Source organism: Bacillus sp. HMF5848, from assembly GCF_003944835.1.
Lineage (GTDB): Bacteria > Bacillota > Bacilli > Bacillales > HMF5848 > HMF5848.
In genome coordinates this window covers 2,521,625-2,547,541 of sequence record NZ_RWIV01000001.1, presented here as the reverse complement: position 1 = coordinate 2,547,541, position 25,917 = coordinate 2,521,625, and the positions used below count along the sequence as shown (strand labels likewise).

At 37.2% G+C, this 25,917-nt stretch carries 22 protein-coding genes; 16 read left to right on the top strand and 6 right to left on the bottom strand.

Annotation, left to right across the window (positions count from 1 at the left end):
• Window positions 1-660: a hypothetical protein gene (locus tag EJF36_RS12290; protein ID WP_125906603.1), complete on the top strand. Its 660-nt coding sequence runs from the start codon at window positions 1-3 to the stop codon at window positions 658-660.
• 134 nt (window positions 661-794) lie between these two features.
• On the top strand, window positions 795-1,835 hold the full coding sequence (locus EJF36_RS12285; RefSeq protein ID WP_125906602.1) for a hypothetical protein: 1,041 nt from the start codon (window positions 795-797) through the stop codon (window positions 1,833-1,835).
• A 145-nt stretch (window positions 1,836-1,980) separates the two neighbouring features.
• Here the strand turns inward: EJF36_RS12285 and EJF36_RS12280 are convergent, their stop codons facing one another.
• Window positions 1,981-2,733 carry a GNAT family N-acetyltransferase gene (locus tag EJF36_RS12280; protein WP_125906601.1) on the bottom strand — a complete coding sequence of 251 codons (753 nt, stop codon included), beginning with the start codon at window positions 2,731-2,733 and terminating at the stop codon, window positions 1,981-1,983.
• A gap of 199 nt (window positions 2,734-2,932) precedes the next feature.
• Between EJF36_RS12280 and EJF36_RS12275 the strand changes: the two genes are divergently transcribed.
• Complete coding sequence (locus EJF36_RS12275) at window positions 2,933-3,571, top strand: GyrI-like domain-containing protein (protein ID WP_125906600.1); 639 nt, start codon at window positions 2,933-2,935, stop codon at window positions 3,569-3,571.
• A gap of 136 nt (window positions 3,572-3,707) precedes the next feature.
• Here EJF36_RS12275 and EJF36_RS12270 read toward each other — a convergent pair whose 3' ends face one another.
• The gene (locus EJF36_RS12270) at window positions 3,708-4,604 is read right to left on the bottom strand and encodes an AraC family transcriptional regulator (RefSeq protein WP_125906599.1); all 897 of its coding nucleotides are present in this window, start codon (window positions 4,602-4,604) and stop codon (window positions 3,708-3,710) included.
• Between the two features lie 603 nt (window positions 4,605-5,207).
• Between EJF36_RS12270 and cspC the strand changes: the two genes are divergently transcribed.
• A complete protein-coding gene (gene cspC, locus EJF36_RS12265) occupies window positions 5,208-5,411 on the top strand; it encodes a cold shock protein CspC (RefSeq protein ID WP_125906598.1) in 204 nt (67 codons plus the stop codon).
• Between the two features lie 581 nt (window positions 5,412-5,992).
• On the opposite strand, the gene EJF36_RS12260 is transcribed toward cspC, so the two are convergent.
• On the bottom strand, window positions 5,993-6,454 hold the full coding sequence (locus EJF36_RS12260) for a CarD family transcriptional regulator (RefSeq protein ID WP_185806894.1): 462 nt from the start codon (window positions 6,452-6,454) through the stop codon (window positions 5,993-5,995).
• Between the two features lie 858 nt (window positions 6,455-7,312).
• On the bottom strand, window positions 7,313-8,125 hold the full coding sequence (gene zupT, locus EJF36_RS12255) for a zinc transporter ZupT (RefSeq protein ID WP_125906596.1): 813 nt from the start codon (window positions 8,123-8,125) through the stop codon (window positions 7,313-7,315).
• 637 nt (window positions 8,126-8,762) lie between these two features.
• Between zupT and EJF36_RS12250 the strand changes: the two genes are divergently transcribed.
• The 3 genes from EJF36_RS12250 (at window position 8,763) to EJF36_RS12240 (ending at window position 11,121) form a co-directional block, all read left to right on the top strand.
• Entirely contained in the window at window positions 8,763-9,713 is a 951-nt protein-coding gene (locus tag EJF36_RS12250; protein WP_125906595.1) for a ribose-phosphate diphosphokinase, read from the top strand.
• A 556-nt stretch (window positions 9,714-10,269) separates the two neighbouring features.
• Window positions 10,270-10,494 carry a hypothetical protein gene (locus EJF36_RS12245; RefSeq protein ID WP_125906594.1) on the top strand — a complete coding sequence of 75 codons (225 nt, stop codon included), beginning with the start codon at window positions 10,270-10,272 and terminating at the stop codon, window positions 10,492-10,494.
• A gap of 366 nt (window positions 10,495-10,860) precedes the next feature.
• Window positions 10,861-11,121 carry a hypothetical protein gene (locus EJF36_RS12240; RefSeq protein WP_125906593.1) on the top strand — a complete coding sequence of 87 codons (261 nt, stop codon included), beginning with the start codon at window positions 10,861-10,863 and terminating at the stop codon, window positions 11,119-11,121.
• A 113-nt stretch (window positions 11,122-11,234) separates the two neighbouring features.
• Here EJF36_RS12240 and glgP read toward each other — a convergent pair whose 3' ends face one another.
• Complete coding sequence (glgP, locus tag EJF36_RS12235) at window positions 11,235-12,842, bottom strand: alpha-glucan family phosphorylase (RefSeq protein ID WP_125906592.1); 1,608 nt, start codon at window positions 12,840-12,842, stop codon at window positions 11,235-11,237.
• Window positions 12,843-13,239: 397 nt separating this feature from the next.
• Between glgP and EJF36_RS12230 the strand changes: the two genes are divergently transcribed.
• From EJF36_RS12230 to EJF36_RS12205, 6 genes are all read left to right on the top strand, one after another.
• Window positions 13,240-13,656 (top strand): YdhK family protein, encoded by a 417-nt coding sequence (locus EJF36_RS12230; protein ID WP_125906591.1) that lies wholly within the window; start codon window positions 13,240-13,242, stop codon window positions 13,654-13,656.
• Between the two features lie 298 nt (window positions 13,657-13,954).
• On the top strand, window positions 13,955-15,229 hold the full coding sequence (locus EJF36_RS12225) for an MFS transporter (protein WP_125906590.1): 1,275 nt from the start codon (window positions 13,955-13,957) through the stop codon (window positions 15,227-15,229).
• 170 nt (window positions 15,230-15,399) lie between these two features.
• Window positions 15,400-16,380, top strand: coding sequence for a substrate-binding domain-containing protein (locus EJF36_RS12220; protein WP_125906589.1), 981 nt, complete (start codon window positions 15,400-15,402; stop codon window positions 16,378-16,380).
• A complete protein-coding gene (locus EJF36_RS12215; protein WP_125906588.1) occupies window positions 16,377-17,843 on the top strand; it encodes a sensor histidine kinase in 1,467 nt (488 codons plus the stop codon). Before EJF36_RS12220 ends, EJF36_RS12215 begins: the two co-directional genes overlap by 4 nt.
• Complete coding sequence (locus EJF36_RS12210; RefSeq protein ID WP_125906587.1) at window positions 17,818-19,362, top strand: response regulator; 1,545 nt, start codon at window positions 17,818-17,820, stop codon at window positions 19,360-19,362. Before EJF36_RS12215 ends, EJF36_RS12210 begins: the two co-directional genes overlap by 26 nt.
• Before the next feature lie 24 nt (window positions 19,363-19,386).
• A complete protein-coding gene (locus tag EJF36_RS12205) occupies window positions 19,387-20,481 on the top strand; it encodes a sugar ABC transporter substrate-binding protein (protein WP_125906586.1) in 1,095 nt (364 codons plus the stop codon).
• A 225-nt stretch (window positions 20,482-20,706) separates the two neighbouring features.
• On the opposite strand, the gene EJF36_RS12200 is transcribed toward EJF36_RS12205, so the two are convergent.
• Window positions 20,707-21,147, bottom strand: coding sequence for a cell wall hydrolase (locus EJF36_RS12200; RefSeq protein ID WP_125906585.1), 441 nt, complete (start codon window positions 21,145-21,147; stop codon window positions 20,707-20,709).
• Window positions 21,148-21,769: 622 nt separating this feature from the next.
• Here EJF36_RS12200 and EJF36_RS12195 point away from each other — a divergent pair.
• The 3 genes from EJF36_RS12195 (at window position 21,770) to EJF36_RS12185 (ending at window position 25,663) form a co-directional block, all read left to right on the top strand.
• On the top strand, window positions 21,770-22,864 hold the full coding sequence (locus tag EJF36_RS12195) for a sugar ABC transporter substrate-binding protein (RefSeq protein WP_125906584.1): 1,095 nt from the start codon (window positions 21,770-21,772) through the stop codon (window positions 22,862-22,864).
• Between the two features lie 88 nt (window positions 22,865-22,952).
• Window positions 22,953-24,473, top strand: coding sequence for a sugar ABC transporter ATP-binding protein (locus tag EJF36_RS12190; RefSeq protein ID WP_125906583.1), 1,521 nt, complete (start codon window positions 22,953-22,955; stop codon window positions 24,471-24,473).
• Between the two features lie 14 nt (window positions 24,474-24,487).
• The gene (locus EJF36_RS12185; protein ID WP_125906582.1) at window positions 24,488-25,663 is read left to right on the top strand and encodes a sugar ABC transporter permease; all 1,176 of its coding nucleotides are present in this window, start codon (window positions 24,488-24,490) and stop codon (window positions 25,661-25,663) included.
• Window positions 25,664-25,917 lie beyond the last annotated feature (254 nt).

Sequence of the window (25,917 nt, the reverse complement as noted above, 5' to 3'; positions counted from 1 at the left end):
ATGGAAAAAGAATTAAATATCGGACTGTATGCTTCCGCTCTTTTTACCATATGTATAATAGCCTTAGATATCTCTTATTTGTTTCTGTTTGCTAATCCCAATCCTTGGACGGGCTTTGATCATTATGTAAGCAACTACAGCTTCATAGAGGTATGGCCAGAAGTAATAGGTTTTATACTATTGCCTTCGTTTGTGATTACGATATATAGCATTATTCAGGCTAATAACTTAGAGAAATCCATAGTAGCGAAAACATCGATTTTCTTTGCGCAAGCCTTTGTTGTCGTTGTTTCAATAGGTTATTTCATACAGTTTGCGGTCGTGTATCCTAATATTCACTCTGGAAGCGGTAGACTCTATGAATTATGGCTATTCGGCAATACAAGCTATTCTTTGGCGTGGGCACTAAACTATTTAGGGTGGTTCTGGAGTGGACTTAGTACTATTTTTCTGGCATTTGCGATTAAAGATAAAGTCCTACAGAAGCTTTTTGTATTGTATGGCGCGCTCTTAAGTCTCGCTTTTGTTGGATATTGCACTAAATTTGAAAAATTAGAGATGGTTCTTGGCTTAGCATGGTTCGTAGTTCTTCCGGTAGCATTCATTAGAGTTACAATCCTTTTTAGTAGATTACTAAAAGGTAAGATACAAACTATTTAGTAGGTTACGCGGGTCGATAGGGGACACATTTCAGCGTGAAACAGTTTATATTGCATTAGTTTTTTTTTTTACATTAGAATTATGGTGAACTTCTTGTACGATTCAGAACTTTTGAGTGAAAGGAGAAGGTTTACATGAGGAAGATTGTTACTTGTATCGCTATTATGCTAATAGTGTCAACCATAGTTGGATGCACAAATCAAACTACACAACAACAGGATAATGCAGTAGAAGAGTTAAGAAATCAAGTGGAACAGCTATCACTAGAAAATGAATCCCTGCAAAATACAGTTCGTGAACAAATAGAATCATTGGAATCCTTGACTCAAAGGAACGAAGAATTACAGAGAGAATTGGCTGATCAAACATCACCTATTATTATTGCGGAAAATATAGAAACATATCCGCAATCACTATACAAGCAAGAATCTGCGGATGTTGATGGTGATGGAGAGGACGAAATCATTTCCTTGTATGTGAATGCGTTTCAAATGGAAAGTGGGGTGTTTGCTTGGGACGATGGGCAGATGTGGTTGTTAGTTGTGGAGGACGGAGAGGACACCTATCCTCTTTTTCATGATTATGTTCAGTTGGGGTCTGTTGAATTTAGTACAACCGAGTGGGGTGGCTCACCAGGTATTGTGATGGTAATGACGCAGCACGCTAATAAGTCTGTTCATAAATATATGTACGATGATAGCAATAAGGGCTTCGCGGACGAGATTTTTTATAAAAAAGATAATATGCTAGAGCAATATAACCAGCCTGCTTCTTATGCTTTTTTTGAGGATGCTTATAGATTAGTAGAGCAGGTATTCACGGTTGACGTTATGCCAGCTTTAGATGCTGATGTTAGTTTGCTTCAGGAGCGACAGGGACGATTAGACGTCTTTGCTCCGCTGGCCGCTGATTTGTGGCATGCGAAGTGGTTGTTTGAAACGAGCCAAGAATTAAACCCAGATCTTGCAGTTGATTTAGATAGTATAATAGATTTACTGAATCAGATGATCATCAATCCGCCAACTGCCGCGCAAAGAAAGCAGCTCAGTCATATTCATAACTTGTTTAGTGGGGATGTGAATGACGACCTAATCATAGAGGAAGAGAACCGCATGCATCCAGATGTAAAAAAGAAGCTGCAAGCAATGGAGATTGCTGTTAGTGGTGTTAAATAACCCGAACATTGTATAGTGACAGGAGAGCTGAGGTTATTCTATTTCAATGTATTCTATTTTAACAATATAATCATGAGATTCGGTGCCTGTTCCTGACTACATGAACGTAGTGAGGAGCAGGCACCGTTTTTAAATCCAAGTAAGATTAATTATTCAATTTTCTTGAATACAATTCTGCCCATGCTGGAAAAAAACCAGCATTTATAGCAACATTTTTAGAAAGTATGTGCGATAGTGAGGTTCCATAAAAAACAATTTTTCCGCGTTTTAATAGTTCCTGCTTTAATAAAGCAACTAAATTCGCGCCAATACCTTTCCCACGATATTCGGGCAATACGTCAATACCCATTTGATATAAGGTTTTACTGTCTTCACTAGCTCCTGCCATCCCCATTATAGTGTCACCATCATAAGCTGCAACGCCAAGCACATCTGGTGCATTCTCATCAAACACAAAAGCTTCCTGAAACCTTCTATCACCTCGGAATTGGAGTATTTCTTGCTTCTCAAACCATTTTATTGTAGTAATAGGATTTACTTCACAAGTGACAGGATTAGGTAGATAAAAATGAGGCACCCTATCTATTTCATGACCAAATTCTCTTAATTTATTATCTATGATTCTGAGATTATCATAGTCAAATAACCAATTTGCATTTCGGTTTACAATCGTTGTTTCAAGCCACGGGATTATTTTTTCATTAGCACTCATTATGGCGTTGCTACCTATCGTTATTATTTTTAAGAAGCAACCATCATTTTCAGTGATACGTCTACCCTCTAGTAGCTTATTTAGAGTGATTGTATTTCCTTCTTTTTCAAAGTCTGCAAGCTGACAATTATAATCAAGTGCCAATTGTTGCTTTGCGATGTTAAGTATTTCAGTTTTCGTGTACATGTTTTTACACTTCCCGTCTTGTATGATCTTTTCTACATATACCTCTTGTGTATTATCATTATTTTACATGTAAAGTAATAAATTCCATATATAATAGCGGGATTATTCAAATATATGTTCTTTTTTGTTTACTAGTTTGTCAAAATTAGTTGGAAAAGATTGTGGTATTCTGGTTGTAGGAAAAATTTGGGGTGAGACTATGGAGAAGAAGCTTGATTTTAAAAAAGAGTACAAAGATCTGTACATGCCAAAAGCAAAACCGATGCTTATTGATGTGCCAGCAATGAATTTCATTATGGTTGACGGCACTGGTGACCCGAATAACAATCCATCGTTTGAAGAGGCAGTTGAGCTTTTATATGGTTTATCTTATTCTATCAAGATGAGTAAAACGAAAGGGCTTCAGCCCCCGGGATATTTTGAGTATGTTGTGCCACCGCTTGAAGGACTGTGGTGGGTTGATGAGGGGGTTTTTTCGTTTGAGCAAAGAGACAATTGGAAGTGGACAGTGATGATTCGTCAGCCTGATTTTGTGACAGACTCTGTTTTTTTACAAGCTACGAAAGAACTGCACAAGAAAAAGCCTCATGTTCCGGTTGATCGCGCCCGTTTTGATAGCTTCACAGAAGGCTTGTGCGTTCAGATGATGCATAAAGGACCATATGCAACAGAACCGGACACGATGAAGGTGATGGAGGCTTTTATGAAGCAGGAGGGTGTAAAGGATAAGGTAGGATTGGGAGGTATGCATCACGAAATCTATTTGTCTGATCCGCGAAAAAGCAAGCCTGAGAATAATAAAACTGTACTGCGGCATCCTGTAGCAATAACTGTATAATAAAGCTTAGTGTGATCAGCCACAATAGGGTGAATACATGAAAGGGGACACTCCCAAAAAGGGAATTCGGCCTCATTTAAAATCCCAACCTCTATTTTTTGAGTAGAGGTTGGGAGATTTTTTATTAATTGTGTTCTTATTTTACTTTTTTGATAGGAACATGAATTTCCATCATAAATTTATCATATTCCCAAGGATGGCAACGTTCATCATAAAACTCAAAATCTAGCTTCTTGTCATCAATTTCATAGCCGGATCCCGGAAACCATTCCTCTAATATATATTTCCAAGTCCCTTGTATAGAGGCAACGAACTCTTCGTCTTTAACAGGTGGGGTTGTAAAAACGGCGTAAGTTGCGGCTGGTACTTCTAATTGATACATTTCATCTAGAACGTTTTGGAAGTCTGTCACCTCAACCCCTAACACATAAGAAAACTCATCTGTTTCCATATTTGTATTTACACATATTCCGTATTCCCCATGTCTCGGCGGTTGTTGCGTCTCGTATAGCTTCGCTTCTTTTCCTTCAATATTACATTTGTCCCAAAAAGAAGGAATGTCTCTTGAATGTGCATTATTTCGTAATGTAGTTTTAAACTCATATCCTACTATTTTAAATGATTCTCTTTCCATAATTTTCGGCTGCATTAAAATTCCTCCAGTCTTATTCTCCGTTATATTTAATAGATTTATTCTTTGCGGCATGCCAATAGGAGCATGGATACGGTAAAAGCTTGGTGGATATCCAAACGTCTTTTTAAACGCCTTTGTAAAACCGGCATGTGTTTCGTACCCATATTTTAAAGCTGTATCCAACACTTTTTCACCATTTCGGAGGTCGTAAAGTGCAAATTGAAGCTTACGTCGTGTGATATACTCCATTACTGGCATTCCAACTATACTAGTGAAAACTCGATAGTAATGATACGTGGAAAAGCCAGCTTGTTTTGCTAAAGCTTCTACAGTTATATCTTCAATGATATTTTCATCAATATAGTCTAATGTGTTTTGAATTAGTTGAACATAATTCATGTAAAGCCCCTTTCTTAAAAGAGTTACCTAGGATATTTCTATAATAACAATTACATGAACGATTATCTTATCCTAATTTGCTGAATTTCAAGGTTTGGGAATTAGTGTAATTAGCACCATACTTATACACCCATTTAACAAAAGGGGAATAATTATTCTCCTCCTGTTCATCAATGTGTTGAAACGCTTGTTAATAATTTGTTGAATTTAGCGGCAATGTATTGTTTTTGAACATAATAAAATGCAACTGGAATTTCCTGTTGCATCTATATGTTTATATGTTCAAGAGGGTTTTGGTTTTTAAATAAGGAACAGCCCCTGTTCAACTAAAGCTACCCGATATTTCAACAAAGATAACTTAATTTGAATGGTCATTAAGAGTTCTTTATTTGTATTGCATGAATGCTCTTCTTTTGCTTTGCAGACTTTTACTGTTTTAATTAAATTGCGTTAATTTGCTATTTATCCCGCTTCCTGATATGATTGAGAAGAATTATTTTTGTTCGGTGTAAAGGATAGTATGAATATCATCTTTTCATCTTGATGATACTTTGGGCAAGGATATTAATACAGTGTGTGATAACGCACTAGGAGGCAACTAAAATGGAACAAGGTACAGTTAAATGGTTTAATGCAGAAAAAGGTTTTGGTTTTATCGAACGTGAAAATGGAGACGACGTATTCGTACACTTCTCTGCAATCCAAAGTGACGGCTTCAAATCTTTAGACGAAGGACAAAAAGTAACGTTTGACGTTGAGCAAGGTGCTCGTGGAGCTCAAGCTGCTAACGTTCAAAAAGCTTCTTAATCTTAAATTGTTTATACAAACAGGCTCTTTATATAGGGCCTGTTTTTTATTTTAGTTGTGTCAATAAAAAATGGTTTCCTAATGTGGAAACCATTTTTGTAGTTGACCATATGGTGTTACCAATTAGTGTTATTCTCTTTTACGTAAAGAAGATAAACAACGTAAAGAAGATAAACAATTACTATTCACTGTCTCAGTAGATGTAAAAAATTCTTAGAGATAGAGGTGAGATCGATTGTTTTTCTTCTAGAAATAATGACTTAAATAATAAATTGTATACCTAAAACAATGAAAGCCCTACCTCTCTTTCATCCTTACGGCTCCTTGTCCGTGCCAGTGTGAATCAGGATTACAAAAACAAGTGACTATTTAATCGAGTTATTTAATGAAACTTCGAACGTTCGTAAAAGAGATAAATAATAAAAATGGATTAGATTGTAGAAATAACAAAAGAGGTTAATGCTCTAAGGGTGAGTTGGAGAAATTGAATGTCTTTGAAAAGATTTACTTCTAATAATAAACATATTCCCAAAAAATTCAGGATGTTTTCGGGAGATGTAATACGTTATCTTAATTTAATCTTATTGGAAACTTTTTATTTGATTTTCAGTAATCCCTTTAATGCATACCAGTTCACTAATCAAAAATTCATGTGCGTTATCTAACATTTTTTTTTCGCTTGTATTAAGTACTTTTTCTTTCTTCATACGTAGTAAATCACGTACAACTTCAGCACATTCTTGTATTTTACCCGTTTTTATTTTGTCCGTGTTCACTTTATACCTTTGTTTCCACGGCAGTAATCTATCTGATTCTCCATGCTGAAAAATGTGTATGATGTGTTTTAATGCGATTATGTCAGTAACAGGGCGTATACTTGAACTCAATATTTTACCCGTAGGAATCATGACTTGCATATTACCGATTAGCATTTTTATGACATAATACTGTTGTTTTTTCCCTGAGATTTCCTTTTCTTCTATGGCTTTAATTATACCTGCTCCGTGCATTGGATAAATAATGCTTTCGCCAATTTGAAACAAATAATCCACCTCCATATATGGTAACCTTCTTAACCTTAACATATATATTATTTTTTATCAAATTTTTAATAATATCATAAATTAACTTTCACCGTCAACTACTTTTTCTATAAAAAAACAGAAAAAGCAAAAACACAAAACCTTAAGTGCTTTAATTGGGCATAAATCACCTATTATTTTTAAAATTTTAGGTGATTTCTCATCTTTATAAATACTTTTTTATTCATCAAAGCACTACACTACATTTAAGTATAACACTTCATAAATTCCTTAAAAATTAACAAGTTAATTTATATCAAAGATGTATTTTAACGGATATTATTGGGAAACGAAAAAGCATGACAATTCATTTACTAATCATCATGCTGTTTGCTACCTTATTTTAACTGTAATTTGCGATTTTGCGCCTTAAAAAAGAACCTGTTACATCCGCAACCGGCAAGGTCTATTATGCTGATCTTTCAGTTACATACCATAGAGTGTCGCACTATTTTAATCGCTGGTATTAAAAATCGAGTTCAGAAAAGAATGGGTTGACTCTTCTAGCAAAAGTTCATCTGTTGTCAGAAAGAACTCAGCAAACTTTGTTTTCGTTAACTAGTTTTAATTAGGCGATGGAGTCACATAGGGTGGCTTAACAACCCTTTTTTGTACTGTATTCAAGATAAGGGATGCTCCGTAAAAATGTGTCAGCAATTAGTTGGAGAGATTGACATATGGATGAACTGTGTGCACGTATAGTGGCCTTTTTAGGTAAAAGAGCATTGATTAAATAGTTTTAGAAGGTATATAAAATGGGACGGTTCTTCTGTTTCCTTCGGTGACCGAAGGAAGCGGAAGAACCGTCCCCATGCTTCCTTAAATGAATAATAATAGACTGACGGCCATGACAGCCATTCCGCCAATCAGACCATAAATTGAAAGATGTGCTTCGTCAAATTTTTTAGCAGCTGGCAGTAATTCATCGAGTGATATAAAGACCATAATACCTGCTACTGCTGCAAAGATAAAGCCAAACATAATGTCATTTAAAAAAGGCATTAATATAAAATAAGCTGCAAGCGCACCTATTGGTTCGGATATGCCAGACAGAAAGGATAACTTAAATGCTTTTTTTCTATCCCCTGTTGCATAATAAACTGGTACGGAAACAGCAATACCTTCTGGGATATTATGAATGGCAATCGCAATCGCTATCGCTATTCCTAAAGACGGATCCTGTAGGGCAGACGTAAACGTTGCAATACCTTCTGGGAAGTTATGAATCGCAATGGCTAACGCCGTGAACGTCCCCATTTTTAATAAATTTGATTTATTTGCTTCTTTTTTCTCCTCATCGTTCATATCTTCTACTTTTTTTAGTTCATGGGGGTTTCCTTGTTTCGGAATAAACTTATCAATTAATGCAATAAGTAACATTCCTCCAAAAAATCCACCAACTGTCATCCAATTTCCAAATACTTCACCCATCGAAGCAACTAGCGCATCCTGTGCTTTCACGATAATTTCCATGAATGAAACATAAATCATGACACCAGCTGAAAATCCAAGTGAAAGAGAAAGAAACTTTGTGTTTGTTGTTGTTGTAAAGAAAGCCAAAATACTTCCTATTCCGGTTGCCAGACCTGCCATTAGCGTTAAACCAAACGCTAACAATAAATTTTCGGTCAATGGGGCACCTCCTCATTGTGTACCAAGTTATAATCGAATGAATTGTGTTTGTGCGAAACTGTTTTATAAAGTATGCTTTGGTTGAAAAAAGCTATGATACATTTTGCTGTCTTTAGGCATTAGTCTATAAAATAATATGAATATACTTATAGTTGTGTGACCCAATTTAATGAAAAAAACTAATATGAATTGTAGACGTGCATGACTTTTTACTTAATGCAACTTTTAAAATCAATTATAAATGTCTAAAGGATTTGTGTAAACAAATTTATTCACGTTACCGTAGTTGGACATTTGGTGCTTGAGTGGGTATAGCAATACTACGTAAAGTTAGCGTAGTAACGGTGGAGAGAGCTATAATAATAAAAGTTGTCAAACACTATGAACAAATGCCCCTTAGATCGTTTAAGTGAGAATTTAGCAAGATCTTGGTGTCACTCTTTAGGTAGCAATTGTGTAAAGGTGGTTAATAGTGTAATCTGGGATAAGAATTGTCCGTTGTAGTGATAGGGAAGGTGTATAACCTACCTTACCTACAGGGCTTTTTCTTTACGTATGACGTAATTATTTGCATCATATAAATCACCTGAAATGATAAGTTTTTTATAATAAACAAAGGGATAGAGGAGTATTAAATATGGAATATAAAGTTAATAGTAATTTTAAATTGTTTTCATTAAATTCAAGTCAAACACTAACTAAAGAAGTAGCCAAGATTTTAGGCTGTGAAATTGGAAAAGTCTCTGCTACTCACTTTAGTGATGGTGAAATTAAGCTTGAGATACAAGAAAGCGTACGTGGAAAAGAGGTATTTGTAGTTCAATCCACTTCACATCCAGTTAATGATCATATTATTGAACTGCTAATCATGATTGATGCATTGAAGAGAGCAGCAGCTGATTCAATTAATGTTGTGGTCCCATATTACAGCTATGCCCGACAAGACCGAATAGCTGGTCCCCGAGAGCCTATTACTGCGAAACTAGTTGCAAACCTTCTGCAAAAAGCAGGTGCAACAAGAGTTGTCACAATGGACTTTCATGCACCTCAAATTCAAGGTTTTTTTAACATTCCTGTAGAGCATTTAATCGCAATCCCCATTTTTCAAGAATATTTTCAGAATAAAAACCTCGAGGATGTCATTGTAGTTGCTCCACATAATGGTACCGTAGCAAGAGCTAGAAGATTAGCAGAAAGACTAGGTGTACCGATTGCTTTAATAGATAGAAGAAATTCAGAGCGGGATATGCCGGAGAGTATGGATATAGTAGGGGATATAGAAGGGAAAAATTGTATTATTGTAGATGATATGGTCGATACAGGTACTAACATTACAACATCTGCGAATGCTCTGGCGCAAAAAGGAGCTAAAGAGGTATATGCATGTTGCACGCATGCCATTCTATCCGGATCAGCTGTAAGTAAAATACAAGCATCTGAACTTAAAGAGTTAATTGTCACTAACACGATTGAACTCCCTGACGAAATGCTTACATCAAAGATTAAGACTTTATCAGTTGCCCCATTATTTGTAGAAGCAATAGACAGAATTCATCACAAAAAGGCCGTCAGCCCATTATTTGAATAGCTTGGCAGCGTGGGGACGGTTCTCATGCTGCCAAATATCAAGGTGGCACCACGAGAACCGTCCTATATCACTGAAAAAAGCTACGTTTGTTTCATTTAACGTGAATAGTAACGATATAGGATTAAAGAGAAGGTAATCAACTACATATAGTAGATGATTACCTTCTCTTTTTGTTATCTGCTACTTTTTGACCTGTCTCGAACCGTACATGGTCTGCTTAAGTCAAGAATCTTATGGTATTTTTTAACGATGATGCTAAATTGTAACTGCGTTAGAGTTAGCTATTTTCTGACAAGAAAAAGTGTTCTTTTTGTGCTATTAGACAGTAAAGAAGGTGTAAAGATCATTCTAGATTCATGTTAGGCATTGTAGAAGAATTGCTTTTCGTAATGTGTGTGGCTGTTTCTTTGTGATATTTCGGTTATCGAAGGAAGCGCAAGAACCGTCCCTAGTTTGCATGAGACTAGCACATTTCCCAGATTGCGATGATAAACACCCTTACTCTGCTTGTCTCACACACATATAATGCAGTAACAAATAATAAGGGGGTGGAATCATGGGTAACTATAGAAGAAATAATGATAACGATGTAGCAGGTATTTCTGATAAGAAGTTAAGACGTTTAGCAGATATTTTCGATGAAGATTTTAAAGTTCCCGTTCAGGCAACAATCGATGGTGATGATTTTTGCGATGCTGTCCGCCGTTGCTTAATCAATGACCTTGTTGATGGCCTATTAGATGAAGAGGATCGCCCTAAAAAACGCCGTAAAAAGTGGTAGTCCTTGCACCTACTAGCAAACAGTATTAAATCCCGATTGACGAATGTTGGTCGGGATTTTGATATATATTTATCGCTCAACTTGAAAGAGTAAACTTATATAAGATGATATTTGTTGATTATTGATTTTTTTGAGGTGGTTTTATTTAGTTAACATGAGTTTAACGAACCTTTTGATTTAGCTACATTGGTTCTACGTCGACTTTGTCCAATCGCTGTTAATCTTAATCAGCAGTCCTCATGTTTTACATTAATCACTTAATTGCGTCTTCGTCATATTAAAAGGGCTAATTCACTCGGTGAGATAACTATACTGTCCGTTAATATAAGAATACTTTGAAATTAAGAAACGGAAGGAGGCGATACAATGATAACAAGAAGGTTTGACAGTTATGGAAACCAGACTTATTTTAGACGCTCTGAGTCAGTTGATCGAAGTTCGAAAAATGTAGCAGATGTTTCTATTGAAAATGTAGCAAACGTTTTTGATGAAGACTTCAAAGTCAAAGTCAATGCGTTTATTGATGGGGAAGTGTTTTGTGATGCCGTCCGCCGCTGTCTGCTCAATGATCTCATTGCGGGGCTTTTGGATGAAGAGGATGAGGATAAACACAAGAAATACTCTTAATTTGAAGGTTACTATAAATGAAGCCAGGACAATTTATTATCCTGGCTTATTATATTTACATGTTCAATTGTGTTATTTAGTTAACGATTTTCTAATTCTTTACTAAAGAAAGCTTACTTTATATATAATTTATTATAGTAGTCTTCTAGCATACGTTTTACAGCAAATCTATCTTTTGTGCTTAGTATACTTGCCTGCATCATGTCTACCCACTTATCGCGGTTTTCATAGTATGTTGGAAGAACTTCATTTTGTAATACGTCGTAAAGTGCTTTTAAGTCGTGGGCATCTAGAACTGCTTCATCTTCTGACTCAAAGCCATCTCCGAACTGCCATCCGTTTATCCCATGATCGCAAGCTTCCGGCCACCAGCCATCAAGTGTACTAAAGTTTAGTACTCCATTCATCGCCGCTTTCATACCAGACGTACCACTTGCTTCTTTAGGTCTACGTGGGTTATTTAGCCATACGTCAGAACCTCTTGTTAATGCCGCACCAATCGTCATATCGTAGTTTTCTAGGAATACAACAGCGTTTGGATAGCGTTTCGACATTCTTACGAGTGAACTAACGATTTCCTTACCTGTATCATCAAGTGGATGAGCTTTCCCAGAGAATACAATCTGAACTTTTCCAGACTCTAATAAAGGAGCAATAATTGACTCATCTGTGAAAATAAAATCACCACGCTTGTATGGTGCTGCACGTCTAGAGAACCCGATAATCATATTGTCTTCTTTAAGTGTGACGCCATTTCGCTCTTCAATAAACTCAATAAGTTTACGTTTGTTTTTCATGTGGGCTTCCCAAAGATCTCCACCATTTTCTGCTATTTCGATCATTGTTTCGTCTACCCATGTAGGCTTATGAATACAGTTTGTAATCGGAACAATCTCTGAACGGCCTTCAATATGTTCCCACATTTTGTTAGCTGTGACACTATGTAACTCCGCTACAGCATTTGATTTACGAGATAGGCGAAGGGCACCAACCGTCATATTAAACGGTGATCCACCAATTGCTACTAATTGCTCTAAGGTCAAACCGTTGTTTGCACCCATATACATTAGTCGATCAAGGTAATGAGATTCATTTCCTTGAATAATAGGGGTGTGAGTTGTGAAAACGGTTGCATTACGAGCAGCACTTAATGCTTCTTCAAACGTTAATCCTTCATCCATCTTTTCTTTCATTAACTCAAATCCTGCAAATAAAGCATGACCTTCGTTAAAGTGGTATACATCAATTTCAATCCCTAACGCTCTCAGTGCTCGAACTCCACCGATTCCGAGAACCATCTCCTGCGCAATTCTTTCTTCACCAAACCAGCCATATAATTGACCTGTAATCCAAGCATCTTCATTTTCAGGAATATCTGTATCTAGTAAATACAATGGTGCATTCCCAAACTTATCTACTTTCCAAACCTTACAAACAACATCTCTTTGTCTAATTTTGACTGTAACACTGATACCTGTATCTTCTAAGTATTCATACTCATAGTTGTGATAAGCATCGTACGGACGTCCATCTTCACCAATTTTTTGATGTGTGTAACCTTGTTTCCATTTAATACCTAGTCCTATTATTGGGAATTCGTGGTCTTTTGCGCCTTTTAAGTAATCACCTGCTAGAATTCCAAGCCCACCTGCGTAAGTCTTCATGCTTGCATCTAAACCATACTCCATACAAAAATAAGCAACATTTGGATACTTTTTCATATTTGGCTAACCCCTCCTAGAATACTGGAAAATTTATGTTACTAATCTATTGTATATCATTTTCTTCTACCTAATTGTTACAATTAATCGATAAATTGTAAGTTTTTCGAGAGCTTCAACAAAAGTTAGCACTTCATTCTGTTATTTTTTCGTTTTTCAAGAAATTCTTTACGTTTTTCAAGAAATTTTACATGTATATCAAGAATCCTTGCGTTATTTAAGAATTTCTTAGTGTTTATCAAGAAATTAAGTCCGGTTTTCAAGAAATTCTTTGCGTTTTTCAAGAAATTTTGTTTGTATATCAAGAATCCTTGCGTTATTTAAGAATTTCTTAGTGTTTATCAAGAAATTAAGTCCGGTTTTCAAGAAATTTCTTGCGTTTTTCAAGAAATTTTGCATGTTTATCAAGAATTCTTGCGTTATTCAAGAATTTTTTAGTGTTTATCAAGAAATTCTTTCCGGTTTTCAAGAAATTCTTTACGTTTTTCAAGAAATTCTACATGTATATCAAGAATCATGCGTTATTCAAGAATTTTTTAGTGTTTATTATACTTCTTCACACGACGGAGAAAGGGTTGAAAATCATAAATGGATTGTACATGAGGAATTGGACAATATTGGAGAGGGTGTGTTGAAGCCAGGGACTGAAGTAACTACCTCTGCAGAGCACATGATAGGTATGAAGGATACGACGCAAGAAATTGTCTCATCTGAAACGACAACCGTGTATATGGTTGATTTTGTTACGGCAGATGGTCAGAAAGTAACGAACCATAAATGGGTGACTGAGAGTGAATTAAGGCCATTAGAGTAGGTAGTAGAGGAGAAGTTATCTCTCTATCTGAAATTACCTTTGATAAAAATTAAGGTGAAATTTGGATTTTTCCTTATGTGTTCTCAGAGCGGCATACAAATTGTTAATTGATTTAACGATTTCTCTTACTTGTCTCCGTGAGTCAGATTATTTTTGTGATTATAAAAACATAGAAGATTATCCCTATTAAAAATCACAAAATGCTATAATGGTAATAGGTTGTCGGACAAACAAGTCCGACTTATTTTTTTGAAAAAAACTTAGAATTTTTAATTAGGTGAAAAAGAGAGGCCATACAATGGAAGCAGAAAATCAACCTATCAATTTTAAAAAACCACTTTTCAGGGTAAGTCCAAAGCTTAATTATTATATTTTACTGAGTATCGTATTTGGGGGCTTCCTCATTTTTGGTTTATCAGAAAATATTAAAGGACCGGCTATTCCTGTCATACAGCATGATTTTAATTTAAATCAATCTCAGCTTGGTATTTTATTAGCTTTAAATTCGTTGGGATATTTGCTTGCATGTGCGTATACTTCCGTGCTCAGTGATAGGATTGGTGTCAAGTGGACAGGCATTATAGCTTTTGTATCGATGGCTCTGGCCGGTGTTTTTATCTATCTTTCTACCAATTATGTCTTTTTATCGGCTTCATTCTTTTTCTTATATGTTGGCAACGGGATGCTCGAAATAGGGTTAGGAATCATGGCGGCACGAATCTTTACGAAAAACACTGGTGCAATGATGAATCTTGCGCATTTCTTTTATGGTCTTAGTTCAACCGTAGCTCCAACTATGGCAGCATCGATGATGGGCTGGAATTTATATGGGGCGGAAATGAGCTGGCGAGGCGTGTATTTTCTTATTTTATTATTATCGCTTTTGCCTATTGTTCCATCGTTATTCGGAAAATTTCCGGGAGAAGTGACTGATGAACAAGCAACAACGTCATATCGATCTCTTGTTCGCGACCCGATAGCATGGCTGATTGTAGCCATTTTGTCATTCGGAGTGGTGTCAGAACTATCGATTGGAAGCTGGCTTGTTCATTTTTTAGTAAATGCCTATACATGGGATTTAGATTCAGCATCATGGATGTTGTCTATGTTTTTCCTATTCTTTATGCTTAGTAGACTCTTTTTAGGGCCGCTTACAGACAGAATCGGGTTTACATTATCGATTGCCATTTTTTCAGCTTTCTCGGGTTCATGTGGATTACTCGGATTAATGATTGGTGAAAAAGGCGCCATCTTATTCGCTGTTTCAGGAGTAGGGATCGCACTTATCTACCCTACAGTGATGGCCATTATAGCTAAACGATATGCTAAAGGCACAGGCACTGCTATCACATTTACGGTTACATTATTGGGAATTGCCAGTGTGCTTGGTAATCTTTTAATTGGCTTTATTATTGATATAGTCACGGTTATGTATAGCGCAAGGGGTGAAGTAGCGGCTGAGGTAATTGGGTTAAAAGTAGGGTATGGATTTATCTCATCATTAGCGATTGTATGTTCAGTTTGCAGCTTCATCTTATATAGAATGTTAAAGAAGAAAAATCAATTGATTTAAGGATGCAGGGGGACGGTTCTTATGCTGCCTGGGATGGCAATATTAGAACCGTCCCTATGCTTCCTATAACTGGCAGACTGAGAACCGTCCCCATGCTGCCAAATTGTCGACATTTTTTGTCGAATTTCTGCTATAATGAATAACAGTCTAGTAAAAAAGGAGCACTCTGTATGAGAAGAAAAATCGCTACAATTGTAATCGCTATCATATGTGTTGTGCTTTTTTATTATACCGTTGAGTCGGCTGTTCGGGTGTTTCGGACGGATTGGCAATTGCCGGAGAAGTCAGAGCAACAGTCTTTGAATAATCGTCTCGTGTTGATTACACAAGAACTTGATACGCCTTTTTGGGAACAAGTGAGTAGCGGTGCGAAAATGCAAGCTGAAAAGGATGGAGCAAGCTTAGAGGTGTGGGGGAGCTACGAGAACAATAATGAGGAATTTTTAAAGCAAATTGAAATTGCTATATATTCTAAAGTGGACGGTATCATTGTTCAAGGGTTAGATACTGATGAATTTAAGGAATTAACGAAGGTGAAGGCAGCTTCCTACGGAATTCCGGTCATCACCGTTGCAAATGATGTACCGATGGCAGAAAGTCTACGAAAGACGTACGTAGGATCTAATCAGCGTTTAGCTGGAGAGTTCATCGCCAAACAGCTCGTTGATGATATGGGAGCATTCGGTGAAGTCATTCTTATTTTTGATAGCAGTGGAGAATACTATCAAACGCAGCGTTTAGAGGGCATACGCGATTACTTGAAGAGTTTCCCGAACGTGAAGATATTCGAAGTAGAAACAAGTGATACAAAAGAGCAGGTTACTGCTACGATGAAGGACTTGTTAAATCGTATGCCAAATGTGGACGCTTTTGTTGCTGTGAATGCAAATTTTGCGGGAGATATGATTGAGGAAATCGAAAGACGTTCGAACGTTGAGCCTTATTTTATATACTCTTTTGATGACGATCCAGCGTCGTTATCGCTTCTTTTACAAGGAAAGCTCGATGGGATGATCGAGCAATCTCCTTACACGATGGGAGAGCTTAGCGTGAATCTCATGATGAAATGGCTGAATGAAGAGGTTTATCCACTTGATTTGAATGGCTATCTCACGGATATTCGGATGGTAAAGGCTGTGGATTTACAATGAATAGTATACAGAAGAAAATCTGGGGGCTTGCTCTAATTGTACTCCTGATAATGGCTGCCATTTGGAGCTCACTTATTTACTATAACCAAAAAATGCAAGATCAATATAATAATATTTTAGAACGATATTTAATCATGAACGAAGTTACGATTACAAGTCAGCAAATTGTAACAGCGTTAAACAATTACTTGCTTACCCCTACTGCGGATAATTATGAAATAATCACGCGAAGTAGGGAAGATATTCAAAATATGAAATATGAGGTTGCCGATTTTATTAATGACGAAAACGAATTCGCGTTGACTAACTATGTTAATTTAATAGATAGTCTTGTTGAAACGACGGATCGTTCCTTGATGTTTCATGCAGAGGCAGAAACGGAGAGCTCCGTTAAAGCATTTATCGAGGCGGAACATATTTCTAATTACATTTCTGACATGACGCTTACTTTGATTGATACAGAACTCAAGACATACGACCGTTTTTATCGCGCTATTATTACCCAATCACAAGAGTTGAAGCAGTTAGGCTTTGGGTTGCTTTTATTTATTACGATTTTACTGTTGCTTTTCACGTATTGGTTTTCACTACGTATTACAAAGCCTGTGGAAAAGCTGACACATGCAGCAAGTGAGTTATCAAAAGGACAGTTTGATTTAAAGATTGAAGTAGATTCGAAGGATGAAATTGCTTTCTTAGCAAAGACGTTTGACCGTATGCGGGTTAATATTAACAACCTAATTTCAGAGATTCAAAAGAAAGCACAACTAGAAAAGGAACTACAGCAGAGTAAACTTCTATTAAAAGAAAGTCAGCTTCGTAGCTTGCAAAGTCAAATCAATCCACATTTTTTGTTTAATACTTTGAATACGCTTTCGAAAAAGGCCTATATGGAAGGTTCAGAGGAAACAAGTGACCTTCTCGTAAGTGTGGCCGATTTGTTGCGTTATAACTTAAAGTACTTAGACAAGTCGATGACACTTTTTGATGAAGTAAAAGTGCTAACGCAATATATTGAAATTCAAAAAGCAAGATACACGGATAGACTTACGTTTCGCACAGACATTGATGAATCCTGTCTAGGTCTCGAAATTCCTGGACTTACGCTACAGCCGATTGTTGAAAACGCTGTTATCTATGCTGTTGAGCCTCAAGTAGACGGTGGTGTTATAACGTTTCGGGTCAAAGATGAAGGTGATCGAGTGACAGTTGAGGTGGAGGACGATGGTCCAGGTATGACAGATGATACAATACAACAAATTTTGGAGGAGAAACTTGCTACGACAAAGGGACATGCTACTGGCATCGGTCTAAGCAATGTCGTAAAGCGCCTTCGCCTTTATAATGGTCGTGATGATGTGATGAAGATTGAAAGTAAAGTAGGCAAAGGAACAAAAGTAATACTTTATATTTTTAAGGAGAGGGGAGTCGATCAAGATGGTGAAAATACTAATCGTGGATGATGAGCAAATGGAGCGAGATGGCCTGCAAATGGTTATAGAGAAACACTTTTCGCATATCGTCATCCAACAAGCCAAAAATGGAACGCAAGCCGTCGAAGTAGCGAAAGAATTTCAACCTGATTTAGTGTTTATGGACATCCAAATGCCTGGTCAAACAGGTCTTGAAGCAATAGAACAAATCAACGCCGACAATCCTCAAATTAAATATATTTTGGTTTCAGCATACGCTACTTTCGATTATGCACGGACAGCTATGAAGCTTGGTGTCGTAGATTATTTAGTTAAACCTAGTAGAATATCAGAAATCATCAAAACAGTTGAAAAGGTGCTACTTCAGATTGAAGAGGATCGAAAAACACTTGAGGTAAACAAGCAGCAGCAACACACGTTGCGAAAAGCAAAATCATTGTTTGAAACAGATGTTGTGACACAGCTGTTGTTTGACCATGTTCACGAGGTTCACTTAGATGAGTTAGTTGAGCTTATAGATATGCAAGCAACGAAGGAAAAGTTTGTTATGAGTCTGTTGTTACCGTTAGGGTCTGAAGCTAACTATTCTACCATTAAAGAAAAAATGAGACAGACGGGAAGTGGATGGGTTGGTGCTTTATACGGACGGCAGCTTCCGATTATTGTTTTCCGAAAGCAAGACCAGTCGTATCGAAGTCAGGCTACAATGCTCGCAAGAGATCTATTAACATTAGCAAAAGCAGATGACAACAAGGAATGGTTTATTGGTATTGGGAATGTATATAGTTCTTTAGATGAAATCAAACAGTCCTATCAAGAGTCACTCATTGCTACAAGAGATACAACGCTTCCTGTGAAATATAGGTTTTATGCAGATTTACCTGCGCTTGTATCAGGCTTTGATGAGGAAACGTCCAAGCAACGTGAACAGCAATTTTTTGATCACATTCGTAATGGTGAGTGGGATGATATTTACGACAGCTTTACGGAAGTCATAGATCGCCTTGAAAAAGAGGGAATCAATCTCCTGCAGGTTCAGCAACGTGTCATGGAGCTTCTTTGGATTTCCTATCGTGTACTGAGCGAAATGGGGGTAGAGCCCGATGCGCCGTTTTATTCTTTTCAAGCTACTGACCTACGGCAATTACGTGCCGAAACAAATCATTTGCTAGAAAGAATGAAACAGTCATATGAGGAGTATAATGCTGAGCTAGAAGACGATACGATTCAACAAATTAGACAGTATATCATTGATCATGCTCATGAGGATATATCTTTAGAGGCACTTGGCCGCAAAGTGGGCTTAAGTCCTATTTATATTAGTAAGATTTTCAAAGAACAGCTTGGCGTTAATTACATCCACTTTTTAACGGAGTGTCGTATTGAGAAAGCCAAGAAACTGATGCGGGACCCGTCAAAAAGCTTGAAAGAAATTACGTTTGAGGTTGGGTACCATGATCCGAACTATTTCAGTAAAGTGTTTAAAAAAATGTGTCACGCCTCGCCAACAGAGTATCGGAAAAAGCTACTTGTTTCAAAGTCTGATTGATTAAAAGGAAAGGAAGCGAGACGAATGAAACGATTAGTTTTCCAAGTTAGTCTAGGCATGCTAATGCTTCTTTTAGTGCAGGGTCTCACAGCTTGTGAACAGGACGAAGACCCTAGTAACGTAGCTCCTTTAGGCAATGTTACGTATATAACGTCAGATAATCGTTTAGAAGAAAAAATCAAAATCGGTTTTTCCATGGATACGTTACTTGAAGAACGCTGGCTGAAGGATAGGGCGCTTTTTAAAAAAGCGGTGGAAGAGCGAGGGGCTGAAGTGGAAATCATGGCAGCCAATGGAAACGATGCCCTGCAAATTTGGCAAGCAGAGAAAATGATCAGTCACGATATTGATTTGCTTGTTGTCGTGCCACATAATGCTGAGTCAACAGCAGCTATCGTCAATAAGGCGCACGCTGCCGGTATAAAAGTGATGTCTTATGACCGCTTAGTGAAAAACGCAGAGGTCGATATGTATGTGTCATACGATAATGAACAGGTGGGCGAGCTGCAGGCAAAGGCGATAACAAGCGTAGTTCCGAAAGGAAAATATGTATACATCGGTGGTGCAGAAACAGATAACAATGCTCATTTGTTTAAAAAAGGTGTGTTTAAGGTACTACAACCATTCATTAATCGAGGTGATATTTCAGTCGTGTTTGATCAGTGGACAAAAGACTGGGTGCCAGCGAACGCAAAGGAAAATATGAGGATTGCGTTGAAAGCGAACAATAATAAAATTGATGCGGTCATTGCCGCAAACGATGCGACCGCTGGTGCTGTTATTGAAGCGCTTGAAGAGGTGGGACTGTCAGGAGAAATTCCTGTTGCTGGCCAGGATGCTGATCTTGCAGCTGTTCAACGTATCGTAGTTGGAACGCAGACAATGACTGTGTATAAACCAATTAACGCCCTAACCGAAACGGCTGCCGATCTTGCTGTCAAACTTGCTAAAGGGAAAGCGGTTACGGAGGACAGGAATGTCAATAATGGGAAAATTGAAGTACCATCTGTTCTTCTTTCGCCGATTGCAGTGGAGAAATCCAATATAGATGAGACTATAATAGCGGATGGGTTTCACTCTGAGGAGGATGTATATCGGTACGTAGAAGATAAGAAATAATCGGTCAGCACAAGGCATCGGTTTATCGTAGCCTTTCACTGACTTCGACTTCAGGAAGTGTCTTTTCTATGGATAATAAACATAAAAGGCACTTTTTTTCTTTTTTAGTAGATATATTTATCAAAGATTATTTCACTATTGTTTGCTTCTTTAGTTACTTATAGTTTAATGAAATTGAATTGAAAGTTTAATGCGAAATAAATCCCCACATGAGTGGGGATTTTCTTACCATCTATAAGCACCTTCACAAGTATTTGCTATTGGTTCATAATAACAATGCTGCTTGTATTGTCCGGTAAGTGGTTGGTTGTACCATGTAGGTGGACATGTACCATACGGATTAAAATACCAAAGGGCATATTTGGAAGGGTGTTCTCTCCAGTACTTTAAGGTGTCTCTTGCTAACTTTTTTTCTACTTCTCTTGCTCTGTTATAAAAGACATTCCCTTTTTGTACGGCTTCAAAAGAATAATTTCCTCCTTGCACTTGATAAATTACGTCCCGTATCGACCTTAAATCTTTAAAATCCAAACAATTAGCTTTTAGTCTATTTACAATTACATTCCCAACCATAAGCATCCCTAATCGCCCTTCACCTTCAGCTTCTGCTCTCATCATCCTTGCCATTAAATCAACGTCACTGTCGGTATATTTTACTCTTGCCACTTTTTATCACCCCTAAAAGCATTGTATGAATTGACTATACAAAATTGTAACTTAAAACATATATATTTTATTTATTAAGTTTAATAAGGATAAATTTATAAATTAAGTTTGCTGGCTTGTTCATCATTACATTTCCCACTAAAAGCATTCCTAGTTGTCCTTCACCTTCGGCATCTGCTCACATCATCCATGCCATCAAAGAAACATCACTGTCGGTATATTTTACTCTTGCCAAGTTTAATCACCTCTAAAAGCATTTTATGGAATACTATACAAAGATGTAACTTTTATTTCTATAAAGTTAATGAACCAAATAAAGGTTGGCTTCCACTGCTTCCTATTAATAAGGCTTCTTTCCTCAGGTATCAAATTGAAGAACTTACTTATGGGTGCGTATCTTAACTCTCCAGTGCTTGTCATAATACTGAAGGCTTTTGAAGCATTATCACTATATTAAAGCGATGCTTGCATCAAATACGTTACCTAGCATTCTTTTATCATATTAAAAAAATACAGATGAATAATAAAATACTACTATCAGAAAGCGTTTTCACCCCTACTTACCGATGATATATTTAGTTTGTAAGCAATTACATTACAAATTGAAAGGGGTTTCAATTGAATGAAAAAATTAATTTCTACTTTATTATTAGCGATTTTGACTGTGTTTATCGTTACAGGTTGTAGCGGTGGGGGCAGTGAAGTAAGTGTTGGTATCGTATTACCGACAAAAGATGAGCCAAGATGGGTTCAAGATGAAGCGAGATTTAAAGCAGCTTTAGAAGACTCTGAGTACACAACAGAAATTTTATTCAGCCAAGGATCTTCTGCTAAGGAAAAAGAAAACGTAGAAACATTAATCAGTAAAGGTATCGATGTTCTTATCATTGCTCCACATGATGGTGCAGCAGCTGGTTCTGCAGTAGAAGCAGCTAAAAAAGAAGGAATCAAAGTTATTTCTTACGACCGTTTGATTACTGATACTGATGCAGTTGATTATTATGTTACATTCGATAGTATCGCTGTTGGTCAAGCGCAAGGGCAATATTTAATTGACAATGTTCAAGGTTCTAATGTGCCACTTTACTTATATGCAGGTGCAGCTTCTGATAACAACGCATTCTTATTCTTCGAAGGTGCATGGAATGTTCTTCAGCCAAAAATTGCTGACGGCACTTTTGTAATCGCTAACTCTAGCGAAGCTGATGCATTAAAAGATAAAGCAACACTTACTCGTGATGAAATGGGTAAAATCTTAGGACAGGTTACTACAAACTGGGATCCAAACGAAGCTAAAAATAAAGCACAAACAAACTTAACAGCTGCAGGTGCAGACTTAAAAGGTGACGTTGCTATTCTAGCTCCAAACGATGGTACAGCTCGTTCAATCGCTGACGTATTTGCTACAGATGGTGCGATTTCAAGCTATGTTGTATCTGGTCAAGATGCTGAAAAAGCTTCTATTCAATACATCATCGATGGAAAACAATCAATGACAGTATTCAAAGATGTTCGTACATTAGTAAAAGATGCTATGGGTATGGCTATCGACATTCTAGATGGCAAAACACCTCAAACAACTGGTTCGTATAACAACGGTACGATTGATGTTAACGCTAAGCAAACAGACGTTATCGTAGTTAACCAAGAAAACGTTAAGCAAGAGCTTATCGATTCAGGTTACTATGAAGCTGGCGATTTCACTGGATTAGAATAATAGATTAATAGAATGTAGAGGGATAGTGTTAGATAGTTATCTAGCACTTTTCCTCCATTGTAAGTTGTCTGGTTAAGGAGGCATAACGATGAGCGATTATATTTTAGAGATGAACCAGATATCTAAAGAGTTTACAGGTGTAAAGGCACTTTCCAATGTTAACTTTAAAGTAGGAAGAGGCGAAATCCACTGTCTAGTAGGAGAAAATGGTGCTGGTAAATCTACACTTATGAAGGTGCTTAGCGGTGTCTATCCTTATGGAACGTATGAGGGAGATATCGTATATAATGGACAGGTTCAACAGTTTAATAAAATAAGCGATAGCGTAGATGTCGGTATCGCGATTATTTATCAAGAGCTAGCATTATTCCCTGACCTTTCTGTTTATGAAAATATTTTCGTAGGGAATGAGATTCAAAAGGGTGGCATTCTCGACTGGAACAAAGCGGTCGTTGAATCTAAAAAAATGTTAGATAAAGTAGGCTTAAAGGTGAATCCTGAAACATTAATTAAGGATTTAGGAGTAGGGAAACAGCAATTGATAGAAATTGCAAAAGCACTAAGTAAAGAAGTAAAGCTACTCATTTTAGATGAGCCTACTGCAGCACTTAACGAAGACGATAGTGAAAATCTTCTTGAGTTATTACGCGAATTGAAAAAGCAAGGTATTACCTCTATTATGATCTCCCACAAATTGAAAGAAGTTATTGCCATTGCTGATAAAGCGACTGTCTTACGCGATGGGGAAACGATTTGTACATTAGATTCTTCTAAAGGTGAAATTACTGAAGCGGCTATCATTAAAAACATGGTTGGTCGAGATATTGAAGATATATATCCTAAGCGAGCTAAAAAAGAATTTGGTGACAAAATTCTTGAACTAGTAAACTGGACAGCGTATGACCCGAAACTAGGTCGTAATGTTGCTCAAGATGTCAATATTCACGTCAAACAGGGTGAAATAGTTGGTATTGCTGGTTTAATGGGTTCAGGAAGAACAGAACTTGCACAAAGTATTTTTGGAAATGCTGAAAATAACAAGTTACAGGGTGATTTATTTTTTGAAGGTAAGCCTACTAACTTTAAACATACTAGCGATGCCATTAAGGCTGGTATTGCTTATGTAACAGAGGATAGAAAAGGTGACGGCTTATTTTTACTACAAGATATTAAAAATAATATTTCTATCGGTAATTTAAAAGGCATCTCTCCAAGTGGAGTTGTCAATGAAAATGAAGAGATAAAAGTTGCAGAAGAGTATAGACAATCATTGGGCATTAAGACACCATCTATACAGCAGCTTGTTGGGAATTTAAGTGGTGGAAATCAACAGAAGGTATCGTTAGGAAAATGGCTTTTTGTAGGCCCAAAACTATTAATCTTAGATGAACCAACACGTGGCATTGACGTTGGGGCTAAATTTGAAATCTATACAGTTATGAATGAACTGATTAATAAAGGCATGAGTATTATTATGATTTCATCCGAGCTTGGAGAAGTGTTAGGGATGAGCGATCGCGTTTATGTCATGGCTGAAGGCGAAATCAAAGGTGAATTGTCCGCAGCAGATGCCGATCAAGAAAAGATTATGCAACTTGCGACGCAATAGGAGGTCGAACATTTATGAAGTATGTTAACGAGCTAAAGGGCTTATTAAAACATAATATCCGTGATTACGGAATGTACATTGCTTTATTTGTTATTATGATTACTTTTACAATTCTTACAGATGGACTATTCATGTCTTCTCGTAATATTAGTAACTTACTAGATTCAGCTGGTTATATTGCTGTCTTGGCTGTCGGTGTTATGCTTGTTATCGTTATCCGCCACATTGACTTATCGATTGGGTTTTTAGCTGGTTTTCTTGGTGCGATAGCAGCGATTCTACTTATGAATTATGGTCTACCAGTATATATCGTAATTCCAATCATTCTTGCTCTTGGTGTTTGTGCAGGTTCTGTTACTGGATTCCTAGTAGCTAGAGTGGGTATTCCGGCATTTGTTGCTACGTTAGCTGGATGGTTAATTTATCGTGGTGCTATTCTATTGGCAACAGAAAAAACAGGAACAATCATTGTTGACAATGATGCATTTAATGCGATTGGTAACGGTTTTATTCCATCGATTGCAGAAGTAGGTGGACTACATTTACTATCATTAATTCTTGGTGTAATCGGAATCTTATTTTTCATCTATAGTGCTATTTCCAACCGTAACAATAAATTAAAATATGGATTTGATGTTGTTTCAAAACCGATTTTTGTGCTACAACTAGTGTTTGTTTCATCAATTATGGCTTATATTACGTGGCTATTGGCTGGTTATAACGGTTTCTCTTGGACAGTTATAATTATTATCCTTGTTGTTCTTGTGTATCATTTCATTACAACAAAGACAGTAATTGGGCGTCACATTTATGCAGTAGGTAGTAACCCAGAAGCGGCCCACTTAACAGGTATTAGCGTAAGTAAAATTACGTTCCTAGTATTTGGATCTATGGGTATGCTATCAGCACTATCAGGTATCTTATTCACAGCACGTCTACAATCAGCAACAACAACAGCTGGTACATTATTCGAGCTTGATGCGATTGCCGCGGCATTCGTTGGTGGGGTATCCGCTGCTGGTGGTGTTGGTAAAGTAACTGGTGCTGTCATCGGTGCCATCGTTATGGCGACATTAACAAACGGAATGAACTTAATGGGTGTAGGTATCGCTCCTCAGTACATGATTCGTGGTGGCGTACTTGCCCTAGCCGTTATCTTCGACGTAATGACTCGCCGTCAAAGAGCATAAAGCAGACAGGGGACGGTTCTCGCTCTGCCAAGCTCGGCAAACTGGGGACGGTTCTCGTGCTGCCATTCGATTATCTATCGAAGGCGACGCGAGAACCGTCCTCTTTTTGTGTATCAAGGGTTGGCAGATTGGCAGACAGGCAGACTGGGGATGGTTCTTATACTGCCAAGTTCAGGCTCATATAGTGGTGGCTTTTCTTATTTTGCCATACACCTATCCAAGAGAATACGAAGGCAGAGATAGTGGGTTGATCT

Excerpts from the sequence above, each read along its gene's own strand:
- EJF36_RS12230 (WP_125906591.1), top strand. The coding sequence starts at position 13,240 with ATGTTTATCAAGAATTCTTGCGTTATTCAAGAATTTTTTAGTGTTTAT.
- EJF36_RS12185 (WP_125906582.1), top strand. The coding sequence starts at position 24,488 with ATGAAGTATGTTAACGAGCTAAAGGGCTTATTAAAACATAATATCCGT.
- EJF36_RS12285 (WP_125906602.1), top strand. The coding sequence starts at position 795 with ATGAGGAAGATTGTTACTTGTATCGCTATTATGCTAATAGTGTCAACC.
- EJF36_RS12270 (WP_125906599.1), bottom strand. The coding sequence starts at position 4,604 with ATGAATTATGTTCAACTAATTCAAAACACATTAGACTATATTGATGAA.
- EJF36_RS12215 (WP_125906588.1), top strand. The coding sequence starts at position 16,377 with ATGAATAGTATACAGAAGAAAATCTGGGGGCTTGCTCTAATTGTACTC.
- EJF36_RS12250 (WP_125906595.1), top strand. The coding sequence starts at position 8,763 with ATGGAATATAAAGTTAATAGTAATTTTAAATTGTTTTCATTAAATTCA.
- EJF36_RS12275 (WP_125906600.1), top strand. The coding sequence starts at position 2,933 with ATGGAGAAGAAGCTTGATTTTAAAAAAGAGTACAAAGATCTGTACATG.
- EJF36_RS12205 (WP_125906586.1), top strand. The coding sequence starts at position 19,387 with ATGAAACGATTAGTTTTCCAAGTTAGTCTAGGCATGCTAATGCTTCTT.
- EJF36_RS12225 (WP_125906590.1), top strand. The coding sequence starts at position 13,955 with ATGGAAGCAGAAAATCAACCTATCAATTTTAAAAAACCACTTTTCAGG.
- EJF36_RS12280 (WP_125906601.1), bottom strand. The coding sequence starts at position 2,733 with ATGTACACGAAAACTGAAATACTTAACATCGCAAAGCAACAATTGGCA.
- EJF36_RS12290 (WP_125906603.1), top strand. The coding sequence starts at position 1 with ATGGAAAAAGAATTAAATATCGGACTGTATGCTTCCGCTCTTTTTACC.
- EJF36_RS12210 (WP_125906587.1), top strand. The coding sequence starts at position 17,818 with ATGGTGAAAATACTAATCGTGGATGATGAGCAAATGGAGCGAGATGGC.
- cspC (WP_125906598.1), top strand. The coding sequence starts at position 5,208 with ATGGAACAAGGTACAGTTAAATGGTTTAATGCAGAAAAAGGTTTTGGT.
- EJF36_RS12240 (WP_125906593.1), top strand. The coding sequence starts at position 10,861 with ATGATAACAAGAAGGTTTGACAGTTATGGAAACCAGACTTATTTTAGA.
- EJF36_RS12245 (WP_125906594.1), top strand. The coding sequence starts at position 10,270 with ATGGGTAACTATAGAAGAAATAATGATAACGATGTAGCAGGTATTTCT.
- EJF36_RS12220 (WP_125906589.1), top strand. The coding sequence starts at position 15,400 with ATGAGAAGAAAAATCGCTACAATTGTAATCGCTATCATATGTGTTGTG.
- EJF36_RS12195 (WP_125906584.1), top strand. The coding sequence starts at position 21,770 with ATGAAAAAATTAATTTCTACTTTATTATTAGCGATTTTGACTGTGTTT.
- glgP (WP_125906592.1), bottom strand. The coding sequence starts at position 12,842 with ATGAAAAAGTATCCAAATGTTGCTTATTTTTGTATGGAGTATGGTTTA.
- EJF36_RS12190 (WP_125906583.1), top strand. The coding sequence starts at position 22,953 with ATGAGCGATTATATTTTAGAGATGAACCAGATATCTAAAGAGTTTACA.